10 protein-coding genes, 2 pseudogenes and 1 CRISPR repeat array are annotated in these 11,697 nt (G+C 70.2%); of the genes and pseudogenes, 10 read left to right on the plus strand and 2 right to left on the minus strand.

The features are described 5' to 3' along the window. Positions 1 to 164: 164 nt before the first annotated feature. Together ACY5KJ_RS11915 and cas3 are read right to left on the minus strand one after the other, a co-directional pair. Positions 165 to 545 (minus strand): type I-E CRISPR-associated endoribonuclease Cas2, encoded by a 381-nt coding sequence (locus tag ACY5KJ_RS11915; RefSeq protein ID WP_462187158.1) that lies wholly within the window; start codon positions 543 to 545, stop codon positions 165 to 167. A 34-nt stretch (positions 546 to 579) separates the two neighbouring features. After that, positions 580 to 3,372, minus strand: a complete 2,793-nt coding sequence (cas3, locus tag ACY5KJ_RS11920) for a CRISPR-associated helicase Cas3' (protein WP_462203366.1) — start codon at positions 3,370 to 3,372, stop codon at positions 580 to 582. Positions 3,373 to 4,133: 761 nt separating this feature from the next. Here cas3 and casA point away from each other — a divergent pair. From casA to ACY5KJ_RS11970, 10 genes and pseudogenes are all read left to right on the plus strand, one after another. Further along, on the plus strand, positions 4,134 to 5,717 hold the full coding sequence (gene casA, locus ACY5KJ_RS11925; RefSeq protein WP_462187161.1) for a type I-E CRISPR-associated protein Cse1/CasA: 1,584 nt from the start codon (positions 4,134 to 4,136) through the stop codon (positions 5,715 to 5,717). Next, on the plus strand, positions 5,714 to 6,532 hold the full coding sequence (casB, locus tag ACY5KJ_RS11930) for a type I-E CRISPR-associated protein Cse2/CasB (RefSeq protein WP_462203367.1): 819 nt from the start codon (positions 5,714 to 5,716) through the stop codon (positions 6,530 to 6,532). Before casA ends, casB begins: the two co-directional genes overlap by 4 nt. Continuing rightward, positions 6,529 to 7,668, plus strand: coding sequence for a type I-E CRISPR-associated protein Cas7/Cse4/CasC (gene cas7e / locus ACY5KJ_RS11935; protein ID WP_462203368.1), 1,140 nt, complete (start codon positions 6,529 to 6,531; stop codon positions 7,666 to 7,668). Before casB ends, cas7e begins: the two co-directional genes overlap by 4 nt. Beyond that, positions 7,665 to 8,426: a type I-E CRISPR-associated protein Cas5/CasD gene (gene cas5e, locus ACY5KJ_RS11940; RefSeq protein ID WP_462187164.1), complete on the plus strand. Its 762-nt coding sequence runs from the start codon at positions 7,665 to 7,667 to the stop codon at positions 8,424 to 8,426. The genes cas7e and cas5e overlap by 4 nt, the downstream gene beginning before the upstream one ends. Next, positions 8,423 to 9,067, plus strand: a complete 645-nt coding sequence (gene cas6e / locus ACY5KJ_RS11945; protein ID WP_462187165.1) for a type I-E CRISPR-associated protein Cas6/Cse3/CasE — start codon at positions 8,423 to 8,425, stop codon at positions 9,065 to 9,067. Before cas5e ends, cas6e begins: the two co-directional genes overlap by 4 nt. After that, positions 9,064 to 9,534: pseudogene (locus tag ACY5KJ_RS11950) on the plus strand (CRISPR-associated endonuclease Cas1); the annotation flags it as partial. The gene cas6e and the pseudogene ACY5KJ_RS11950, both read left to right, overlap by 4 nt. Positions 9,535 to 9,697: 163 nt before the next feature. Further along, complete coding sequence (locus tag ACY5KJ_RS11955; RefSeq protein ID WP_462187177.1) at positions 9,698 to 9,892, plus strand: hypothetical protein; 195 nt, start codon at positions 9,698 to 9,700, stop codon at positions 9,890 to 9,892. After that, positions 9,880 to 10,185, plus strand: a complete 306-nt coding sequence (cas2e, locus tag ACY5KJ_RS11960; protein WP_462187176.1) for a type I-E CRISPR-associated endoribonuclease Cas2e — start codon at positions 9,880 to 9,882, stop codon at positions 10,183 to 10,185. Before ACY5KJ_RS11955 ends, cas2e begins: the two co-directional genes overlap by 13 nt. Before the next feature lie 18 nt (positions 10,186 to 10,203). Further along, a CRISPR array of direct repeats spans positions 10,204 to 10,720; the repeat unit is 29 nt; unit sequence GTCCTCCCCACGCCCGTGGGGGTGATCCG. A gap of 18 nt (positions 10,721 to 10,738) precedes the next feature. Continuing rightward, positions 10,739 to 11,512 (plus strand): FAD:protein FMN transferase, encoded by a 774-nt coding sequence (locus ACY5KJ_RS11965; protein WP_462203369.1) that lies wholly within the window; start codon positions 10,739 to 10,741, stop codon positions 11,510 to 11,512. Further along, positions 11,509 to 11,697, plus strand: a pseudogene (locus ACY5KJ_RS11970) (hypothetical protein); the annotation flags it as partial. The gene ACY5KJ_RS11965 and the pseudogene ACY5KJ_RS11970, both read left to right, overlap by 4 nt.

The following is an 11,697-nucleotide window of genomic DNA, read 5'->3' on the forward strand; positions in this document are numbered from 1 at the left end:
TCCGACTGACCGGGGCCGGGTGGGAGGCGGATCACGATGGCACCGGCGTGGTGGGTGATCCGGGCGAGGACCGCCGCCCGCATCCACACCCGGTTGCCGCGGGGCCGGCTGAGGGTGGGTGGCCTGTGCGGATCACCCCCACGGGCGTGGGGAGGACTGGCCGGTCAGGTGTCGGCGTTCGCGACGATCCGGATCACCCCCACGGGCGTGGGGAGGACTCTTTCTGACCTGGTCTTTTGCAGGGTCTCCTGCGTCTGTTGTGATGGGAGGCCGAGGAGTTGGAGGCTGCCGAAGTCCATAACATGGCGGCGGCGTCCACCGACTGCCTTGATCGTAAAATCTTGCTCAGGGGTCGGCGGGGTGGATGCAGACGGCGCGGCGCCGTCGGCGATGCTACCGACAATCACGCTCGAGAGTTCGTCGCATGCGCGGGCGGGGACGACCCCGACGTAGAGGCCGGCTTTGGGTTCGATGGGCCGAGGGATCAGGGCACCTGCGACATGCTCGGGTACGACGGGGGTCGAGATGACAATCTTTGAGGTCATGGGCTGCCGAGTGGGTCTCCGCCCCTGACGGCCATCACCAGGTGAGGCCGAGTTCTGCGTCGAGGAAGAAGCTGCGGCCGCCGAGGTCGGCTGGCTGGGCGTATCCGGCGTCGTCGATGGGATGGGGCAGGGGAACGAGCTCGCGGAGCACGGCGTGCTCGGCCCATCTGGTCGGGACAATTGCGGCTCCCGGATGCCGTCGACGCCAATCGCCGTCGGCGACGGGGATGCTGTGGGCAAGGATGGCGCGGACGTCGTTGGTGGTGAACGAGCCGTCCCGGCGGCTTCCTTTCTCGGGTAGCGGGTGTCGTCGGGTGCGGTCGAGCCAGCGGTAGCCGTCCGCGTCGACGAAGCAGCAGACCACGCGGACGGATTCGACGCCGAGACGGGTGCTGACCTTGTCCTCGACGAGGTCGCTGCTGGTCAGCCGTGCGAGGGGGAGGGCGTTCTTCGGCGTCGGGATCATCGCCTGCTCGGCGAGGCTGTAGCGGACCTTGTCCTCCATGCGCCGCGCCAGTTCGGCTTCGCTCAGGTCGGCGGAGAACGTCTCGTCGTAGACCTCCTCGACCATCTCCTGAACATGGTCCGGAATAGAGATGCTGCCGGGGGCTCGCTTGGCGAGCAGGGTGTGGGTGCGTTCGAGGAGGGACCGGTCGTAGACACCGGTCCAGCGATCCGGCAGGTCCAGCGCAGCCCCGTCGGCCGGCGGAACGAGTACGACGAGCCGCGGCCCGGTGGTGGCCCAGGCGGGCCGGTCGCCGTCGAAGACGGCGTGGCGTTGGCATCGACCGGAGCGTTGCAGCAGCTGCGCGATCGGCGCGAGATCGCTGATGACCAGGTCGAGATCGAGGTCGAGGGACTGTTCGGCGACCTGGGTCGCGACGAGGACGGCATACGGACGGACGGCGCTGTCGCGGCCGTAGGCGGCCATCACCGTCTTCGTAATCTCCTCGCGCTGATAGGCGGGAAAGCGGGCGTGTAACAGCTGCAGCTGGGGGACCGTACGGCCGTCACCGGAGCTGGCCCGGACGGCGGACAGTTCGGCGAACCAGCCCTGCAGGTAGCGGTAGGTGGCCTGCGCTTCGGCGACGGTGGTGCAGATGACCATCGCGCAGCCGCGGTCAGAGACGAGGGGTTCGAGAAGCGTGCGGAGGGCGGTGGAGCGGTCGGCACCCTTCGTGCGGTGGACCGGCACGACCATTGTCTCGACCGCGAGGGGACGAGAGGGGATGTCGACGGGCTGGGTGGTGAGGGCACCGGTGATGGCGTCGGCGTAGACCCATCCCGGGTAGGCGACCGGCGCCAGGTCGGTGGCACGGTGACCGGCGCCGGTCAGGTAGGCGCGGACGAGTCGGTGCGCGACCGAGCCGGGCAGGGTGGCCGACAGCAGGACGACCGGGACATCGAGCGCACCGAGCCAGGTCAGCAGCCGAGCGAGGAGCATCTGCATGTAGGCGTCGTAGGCGTGCACCTCGTCGACGATCAGTACCTTGCCAGCGAGGCCGAGCATCCGGAGCATGTTGTGCTTCACAGGCAGGACGGCGAGCAGCGCCTGGTCGATGGTCCCGACGGCCATCGCGGCGAGGAGCCCGCGCTTACGGCCGCGCAGCCAAGCACTGGCCGTGACCGCCGCATCGCCGCGATGATCGCCGTCGCCGGTGACGACCGGGCCCCCGCCCGGCTCGGTGTACTCGGTGTTCAGCCAGGCCATGGAGTGCAGCAGCGTCATCGCCGTGTCCCCGGCGAGCCGCCGCCGAGCATAGTCACGGATTCGGCGGTACATCTGGTCCGCGGTCGCCATCGTCGGCAGGGTGACGAACAGCCCACACGTGCCAGCCGCCTCGCCCATCACCCGGGCGGCGTGCAGCGCCGTCTCGGTCTTACCGACGCCCATCGGCGCCATCACGAGCAGCAGGCCCGGACCTGACAGGAGCCCGGGCAGCCGGTCTGCCACGGACCGCTGCAGGGCGTTCGGTTCCTCAATCTTCGGGAACTCCTCGGCGAAGCTTCCCGGACGCAGAGAGGCGCGGCCCAGACCGGCGTCAGCAAGCAGGTCGGGGACAAAGGCGGTGGTCTCGCGCCGATGCCCGCGAAGCCGCTCGAGGCCAGCAGCCAACGGGCCCGTGTCGGACAGGTGGGCCTCGACGCGTGGGCGCAGGAAGGTCTCCTGGCTGACCAGCCAGTCCGCCAGAATCACGATGGCGGTGCTGATCGCGGCGATGCGCGGGGGGACCGATGCCGGGGGCGACGGCGGATCGAAGACCTCGCGGATAGCGTGCAGGGCCGCCCGCCGCTGGGTCTCCCAGGTGTCGGCGCCCAGGCACGGCAGGTCGTGCACCGTGGCGTAGTCGCGGCGTTCGGCGGCGGTGAAACAGCCATGATGTCCCCCGAGGAGCTCCGCGACCTGAAAGCCGGAGTCCTTGCGGGTGCTGCTGACCGGATACCCCAGCTCACCGAGCACATGGCTCAGCCAGAGCTGCGTCATCCGCTCATGCCGGATGTCGCCACGGGCACCAGCCGGCGAGTAGCCATCGAGCGTGGCGAACGCGTCCTCGGCGAGCATCTGGAATCCCGGCATGATCTTGCCGAGGTCGTGGAGCGCCGCCCAGAACGCCAGCAACCGGCCAGCCTGGTCGACCGGAACGCCCAACCCGACCGCGATGGTCCGCCTGATCGACACCGACAGGTAGTCCCGCCACAGAACCTCGGCCGCCGCGCCGGTATCGAGGAGATGGAATACCAGCGGATACGGACCCGGTAGCCCCTTCCTCTTGCCCCACAGCCTCAGATCGACCAGCGGCGCGTCCTCCGGCTCGCTCGTACTCACGGCTACCCCGTTTCTGGCTGCCAAGAGCCCGTCGTACGGTCGGCCCGACCAAGCGTAGCGGCAACGACAGTTCCGCTAACCGCGCGCTTAGCGGCATCCCAGTCCCGCAAGGACAGCCACACTCCCGTAAGATCATCAATTCTTGCTCGCCACCCATGTGACAGAATGAGGTGCCCCGCGTTCGTGGGAATGACCCCCGGCAATCGTGCGGGCTGGTGCTTGCCTCAGCTTGTTCCTCCCCACATCCCGTGGGGGTGCTCCGGCCATGAAGGGCTGCGCGGACCCCGTCGCACCCTCCTCCCCACGCCCGTGGGGGTGGCAGCACCAGCCTGCACGAGTCTCAAAGGCTGTAGAGAGGTACGCTACAACTAGTCATCACAAAGGCCATAGAGGGATGTGCAGGACCCAGTCGGGATCTCTGTTACGATCTGCACCGACATCAGTCCGGTATGCATCAGTACGGAGTGCAGACGATGGAGTCACTCGCCCCCGCCCTAGTGGTGGTCGCCGGCCTAGCAGTAGTCCTCGGCTTCCTAGTAATGATCGCAATCATTGTATGGATGCTGACACGATGATTACTCATCGACCATGTCTTTACCCGGCCGCCATACCGGTCAAGTCGACCAACTCGGAGGACACCCCCACACCCGGAAAACTGTCGGTGGTGGATGGGAGAGTGTGCGGCGATCTCGACGGTGAGATCGAGGCGACCGTCTACCCGCAAGGTGGACGGAGATTCGGGGGATGCGGGTGAGCAAACAATGGTGACCCCGCAGGTCTATGACCTGCGGGAACAGCCGTGGATACCGGTACGCCGGGGTGCCGATCGGCGGCTGGTCGGGCTGTGCGATCTTCTTCTTCAGGCACATGATCTGTCCGATGTGGAGGTTCCGGTGCCGCCGGCGACTGCGGGGCTGTGGCGGATCCTGTATCTGCTGGCGGCGCGGGTAAGCGGGCTGGACGACCCGACGCTCGAGGTGGCGGAGTTCGACGATCGCCGGTGCGAGGTGCTGGACGCGGGCCGGTTCGATGAGGGCGAGGTCGAGGGCTATTTCGCCCGGTACGCCGACCGGTTCGATCTATTCGATCCGGCGCGGCCGTGGTTGCAGGATCCGCGGCTGGCCACCCAGTGCGCGGCGACGTCGGGGGTGAACAAGCTGGTCCTCGGCCGGCCGGCGGGGAGCAATCAGGTCTTCTTCGACCATCACACGGAGACGGTGGTGGCGCCGGTACCGGCTCACGAGGCCGTCTGGCATCTGATTGCGCGGTTGTACTTCGGCCCGTCAGGGCGGTGTACGACGCGGACCGTCGGGTCGGTGGCGAAGGCGGACACGATGGCCGGACCGTTGCGGGGCAGCCTGTCGTTTCATCCGATCGGCCGGAACCTGTTCGAGTCGCTGGTGGCGGGGATCCCCGCGCCGGCGGACGGGGAGGGGTATGCGGCGGCGAGCGCGCTGGACGCGGCGCCGTGGGAGATGGCGGAGCTGCCGCCTCCGACGAAGAGCCCGCCGCTGCTGCGTGGGCTGGGGCGTCGGCTCACCGGCCGGTTTCAGCACGCGCTCCTGCTGACCCCGTCGGCGGATGGAACGTGCGTCGTGGATGCACGGCTGACGTGGGCGTTTCGGGACAAACAGCTCCCCGATCGGGATCCGTACCTGATCTACCAGACCAGTCAGAAAGGTGATCCCTACGCTCGGCCGGCGAGACTGGAACGGGCTTTGTGGCGCGACCTTGATGCATTGCTGATGAACGACATTGGCGAGGCGCCGCGCTGGAAGCCGGCGGTCTTCGATCTGCTGCCCGAGGACCTGGTCGAGGTTCTCCGGGTTCGGGCGTATGGATTCGATCAGGACGGTCAGACCCGTGACCAGCAGTTCTTCACCGCACTGACGCCGTCGGTGCTGGGCTGGGCCGAGGGTCGGCCGGGCAGCCGGGCGGTGGGCGTCAGCGCCACCCGGGCGGCCGCCGAGCAGGTGAGGCGCAGCCTGGTCCGGGCGTTGAAATTGGCGTGGGCGCGCCAGTCCGACCCGACGGACGGCACGGGCAGCACACCTCGGGCCGACGGTCCCCCGGGGCCGTGGGTCGCCGCGGCTGAGGCGCGGTACTGGCCGGGCGCGGAACGGCTGTTCTGGCAGGCCATCCAGGACGGCGAGTTCACCGACCCGTCTCGACCGTTCGTGCAGCTGGCGCTGCGGATCTACGACGGGATCGCCGGGGAGATCACCTCGCCCGCGCACTGGCGGATGACCCGGGCGCTCGCCCTGCACCGCCGGCAGATCCGCGGGTTCGCCGTTGCCGCAGATACCGCCGCTGCTCGCGGCGGGAGGAGTGAGGACGCCGCATGAGCAACCTCGTCAGCCGGGAGAAGCTTCCCGGCCTCGAATGGCGCGCGGCCCGTCTCGTCGAAGCCGTGACCGATGCGCTGGCGGTTCCGGGCCGGCGGGCTGCCCTGCGCCGTAGCCTGGGGCATTCGCCGCAGGATCCGGTGGTGGCACGAGCACACGGCATGGTCGCGCCGTACCTGCCGGTGCTGCCCGACCCCGCGCGGGACGGCTTCTACCCGGACACCGCCATCGACGTGGTCGCGATCGAGCGGGCCTTCTACACGGTGGCGGCGCTGATGGCGGCGCAGCCGCGCTCCGCGCGGGACGCGGAGATCGCCGCTGCCGAGGCCGCCACGCCGACCTCGTCAGAAGAGACAACGCGGACCCCGACAACCGAAGCAGAGGCCGACTCCGCGGCCGAGGACCGCGTTGGGGCGGCGGACCCAGCCGATACGACGACGGTTCCGGCCGGCACCGGGCGTCGGCGGCCGAGTCTCGGCTACACGCTTGCGGCGGCGGTGCGGGCCGGGAAGCTGAACGGCGAGACGATTCCGCCCCGCCTGCAGCTGATCTGCCGCCAGGACGTCGCCGGGGTGCACCGTCACCTGCCCCGGCTGGTCGGCCAGCTACGTTCCGACCTCGTCCCGGTCGCCTGGGTGCCGCTGATCGTCGACCTGGCCCGGTGGGGCCGCTACCGCGACCAGGTCGCCAAGGGCTGGCTGCAGGACTACTACCGGGCGGTCTCGGCGCCCCGCCCTGCCGCCCCGTCCACCACCCCCAGCATCGACATTTCTACCGGCGGTGCGGCCGCCGACAGCGAAAGCGAGACGTCATGACCACCGCCCGGTTCCTCGACATCCATCTGCTCCAGACCATCCCGTTCTCGAACCTCAACCGCGACGACCTGGGCGCACCCAAGACCGTCGTCTACGGCGCGGCGACCCGCACCCGGGTGTCCTCCCAGTCCTGGAAACGTCAGGTTCGCCTGACCGTCGAGTCCGCACTGGGGGATCCGGCGGTGCGGACGCGGCGGATCGTCGCCTCCGTCGCCGAGCGGCTCGTGCTGGCCGGCTGGCCGGCTGAGCTGGCGGCGTTCGCCGGCCGGCAGGTGTTGATGTCGGCCGGCAAGAGCGGCATCAAAATCGACAAGGACCGGGACAAGAACGACATCTCTTCGGTGCTGCTCTACCTGCCGGCCGCCGGGCTGGACGAGCTCGCGACCCTCGCCGCGGACCATCGTGCGGTGTTGGAGACCGAGATCGCGAAGAAGACCCCGAAGCCGGTGCTGCCGGCGGGCGAGGTCGCGGCGATCCTCGCCCGCCGGACCGGGACGATCAACCTGTTCGGTCGGATGCTCGCCGAGCTGCCTGGCGCGGACGTCGACGGCGCCGTGCAGGTCGCGCATGCGTTCACCGTGCACGCCACCACCCCGGAGATCGACTTCTTCACCGCCGTTGACGACATTCCCTCCGGGGAGGATCATGGCAGCGGCCACATGAACGCCGGGGAGTTCTCTGCCGGCGTCTTCTACCGGTACGCCTGCCTCGACCTGCGCGGGCTCGTGGCGAATCTCGACGGGGACACCGCGACGGCCCGGGAACTGACCGAACAGTTCCTCGCCGCCTTCCTGACCGCGCTGCCCTCGGGCAAGCAGAACGCGACCGCGCCGAACACCCCACCGGAACTCGCCTACGTCGCGGTCCGCGCCGACCGGCCGATGTCGCTCGCGGCGGCGTTCGAGCGGCCCGTCACCGCCGGGATCGAAGGCGGCTACGGCGAGGCGGCCCGCAGCGCCCTCGACGACTACGCGGCCGGGCTGCACCGCGTCTGGGACACCCCGGACAGCCTGCTCGTCCACGGCCACGCCTCCATCGACGGCAAGCCACGCACCGACGGGCTGGGCGAGCAGTACGGCTCCTACCGGGAGCTGCTCGCAGCCGCAGTCACCGCCGCCTACCCCACCTCGGCATGAGCGGGCTGATCCTGCGGCTCGCCGGCCCGTTGCAGTCCTGGGGTGAGCACAGCACCTTCACCGACCGGGACACCGTGGCGTTCCCGACCCGCTCCGGGCTGGTCGGCCTGCTCGCCGGTGCGGTCGGGCTGCGCCGCGGCGAGCCGCTCACCCGCTTCGACCCGCTCGGATTCACCGTCCGCGTCGACGCCCCAGGGGTGCCGCTCACCGACTTTCACACAGTCGGCGGCGGCCTGCCCGCCGCGCGTACCGCGCCCATCGCCGACGGCAAACACCGCTCCGGTGAGACCGGCACCATCGTCAGCCGGCGCCGCTACCTGTCCGACGCGGCCTTCACCGTCGCCGTCACCGGGCCCGACATCCTGGTGGCCGAACTCGGCGAGGCCCTACGCGAACCCCGCTGGCAGCCCTACCTCGGCCGCCGCTCCTGCCCACCCGACCAGCCGCTGTTGCTGCACGCCGGCGTCAACGATCCCGAAGAGCATCTACGCACCCTCGTCCCGCTCCCCCGCCGCCGACGGCGCCTACGCACCACGCCGCCGGACACCACGGTCGATCTCATCCTCGAGACCGATCCACTCGACCCGACCGCCACCACCGAACTGGCCGACATGCCGATCAGCTTCGCCGGCCTCGACCGCCGCTACCAGCGGCGGACCGTACGCCGCGAAACCCTCACCCTGCCCGACACGCTGTTCGCCGCCGACGGTCCGGCGTTCCAGCGGGCCCTCTACGCCTACATGAGAGAACAGCCATGAACCCCGTATGGCTGGTCCGCATCGTCCCGGACCTGCGACGCCGCGACGTGCGCACCGATCTCACCGACGCGGTCGCACTCCACCAGAGAATCATGAAACTGGTCCCCGACCAGATCGGCCCGGACGCCCGCAGCCTCGCCGGCGCCCTGTTCCGCGTCGAGGAAAAACGCACCGGCGTCGAGATCCTCGTCCAGACCCGCCTGATCCCCCTGACCGACCAGCTGCCCGCCGGCTACGGCCAGGTCACCACCCGCGGCCTGACCGGCCTGCTCAACCGGCTGCACACCGGCCTCGGCGTGCACTACCGGCTCGTCGCGAACCCCGCCAAACGGCTCGGCCGTAACGCCAAGCACCCCGGCCGGCTCGCCGCCCTCCGCGGGCAAGAAGCCGAAACCTGGTGGACCAGCCGCGCCGACCGCTGCGGCCTCGCGCTACGCAGCTCGACCGCTCTGCCCCTCGACGACATCACCGGACCCCGCCAAGGCCGCGCCCAGATCCGCCACGCGCTCACCCGCTACGACGGAATCGCCGTCGTCACCGACCCCGATGCGCTTCGGACAGCCATCCTCGGCGGCGTCGGCCGCGGCAAAGCCCACGGCGCCGGATTGCTCAGCATCGCCCCGATCGGCGGCAGCCGATGAGCGCACCACGGAGCGCAACGACAGCCAAACACCGGCTCGGCCGGCCGACTCTCGCGATGCTGCCCCGGGTCACGGACTCGCTGTCCTTCCTCTACATGGAGTCCGTCCGCATCACCCAGGACGACACCGGCGTGCTCGCCTACGTCGAGTCCCCACGCGGAACCGAGCAGGTCTACCTCCCTGTCGCCACCCTGTCCTGCATCCTGCTCGGCCCCGGAACCTCCATCACCCAGCCGGCGATGAGCACGATCGCCCGGCACGGCACCAGCCTCGTCTGCGTCGGCGCTGGCGGCATCCGCAGCTATGCCACCATCCATCCCGCGGGCCTGACCACCGCCTGGCTGGAAAAACAGGTCCGCGCCTGGGCAGACGACCTTCGGGTCCGCGTCGCCAGCCGCATGTACCGGCACCGCTTCTCCACCGAGGTACCCGAAGGCACCACCCTCGCCCAGCTACGCGGCATGGAAGTCCTCCCCACGCCCGTGGGGGTGAACCGAGTTCCGACTCGTCAAGCTGCTCCCCACCATCGTCCGAGACATCCAGAACCTGCTCGACCCCGACCCCGACCGCGACCCCACCAACTCCAAGAACGGGGACGACGAGGACAGCCGCGGCAACCTCGCGGTCGAGATGGTCCACCTCTGGGATCCCCAGCTCGGCTCCGTCAAAGCCGGCGTCAACTACGGCGACGGCCCAGACCCCGACCTGATCGACTTCACCGAGGACGCCGGTCTGGACGTCGATGGCGATCCCCCGACCCTCGACAATGGCGATCTCGAACCCGACGACGTCAACGTGAACCTGGGCATCCCATGGCAGGAATGATCGTCATCTCCACCGCCGCCGTCCCCGACCACGTCCGCGGCGCCCTCAGCCGGTGGCTCGTCGAGCCCACCGCCGGCCTCTACGTCGGCACCGTCTCCGCCCGCGTCCGCGACAAACTCTGGAACGACGTCGCCGCCAGCATCTCCGACGGCGCCGCCGTCTGCATCCACCCCGCCGACACCGAACAAGACTTCACGATCAAAACTGCCGGAGAACGACGCCGCCACGTCCTCGACTTCGACGGCCTCCAACTCATCGGCCTACAATCACAACAGACGCCGGAGACCACCTAAAAGCCCAGGTAATCAAGTGTCCTCCCCACGCCCGTGGGGGTGATCCGCATGCCCGGGACGGCCCGCATGCCCGGAACGGGTCCTCCCCACGCCCGTGGGGGTGATCCGCCGCTCCGCTTCACCTCCGCTGATCCGCCCATGTCCTCCCCACGCCCGTGGGGGTGATCCGGACAGCCGGAACGGGTTGGCGGCACCGGCGTCGTCCTCCCCACGCCCGTGGGGGTGATCCGCCGGTTGATGGGGCGACGTATCCGGCGACGTGGTCCTCCCCACGCCCGTGGGGGTGATCCGCGTCCATGCTCGACGCGACGCTCCTCGAAGCCGTCCTCCCCACGCCCGTGGGGGTGATCCGTAGACCTGACCACCGCTGCTCATGCAGTGCTCGTCCTCCCCACGCCCGTGGGGGTGATCCGTCCGTCGGCGCGAACCCCCATGCCCATAGCGGGTCCTCCCCACGCCCGTGGGGGTGATCCGGTCCCTGCTACATCTGCGACCCGGACCCGGACGTCCTCCCCACGCCCGTGGGGGTGATCCGACGGCGGGTACTCGTCGGGTGTACGCCTCGACATCCGCGGCCATCTCGGCCTCGACGACGGACGACAGCTCGGCGACCTCGAGTAACGGATCCACCTCGTCGTCGACCTCCGACAGCGCGTCCTCGTCCGGCGGCTGGTCGGGCGGGACGACGGTCCCACGCACGCGTCGACCGGTGGTTCCTGAGATGCCCGGCGCGGCAGCGGCGGTCGAGTGGTCGGTGTGGAGCACGACCGCCCGGCTCGTGGTGACCGAGCCCGGCGTGCTGGTCAGCCTCGGCGGGGATGTCGCCACCGCCGGGAACGCGCCGGAGGGCGGCTGGCGCATCCGGGTCCAGGACCGCCCGGGAGAGCCCGCCTGCACCGTCACCCTGGCCGCCGGGAGCGCCGTCGCGACGTCCAGCACCCTCGGGCGACGGTGGCGGCGCGGCGGGCGGCTCCTGCACCACATCCTGGATCCGCGCACCTGCCAGCCCGCGCCGGTGGTCTGGCGGACCGCTACCGTGGCGGCCGCGAGCTGCCTCGACGCGAACACGGCGAGCACCGCCGCGATCGTCCGCGGTTCTGCGGCGGTGGGCTGGCCGCGCCGGCTCGGGATGCCGGCACGGCTCGTCGCCGCGGACAGCTCGATCGTCACGACCGCGGGCTGGCCCGACCCGAGCCCGGCCGGGGTGGCCGGAGTCGAGGTGGCCGGGGTCCGGGTAGACCGGGCCGAGACGGCTCCGCCCGCCGAGGATGGAACCCGAGTCGCATCCGCTGGATCGGCGACACGGCCGAGAGGTTCCGGCCGATGAGCACCGAAGCCCTCTGGTACGCCGCCCGGGGCACGGGCACCACGTGCCTGCTGCTGCTCACCCTGACGGTCGTCCTCGGCATCGTGGCCCGCTCGGGTCGCGGCCTCGCGGGTCTGCCCGGTTTCGCGCTCGCCGTCGCCGGATCCGCGGCCTGGCGCTGCTCCGCCTCCTTCAGGCTCCTCCCC

The organism is Frankia sp. CcWB3, assembly GCF_977927595.1.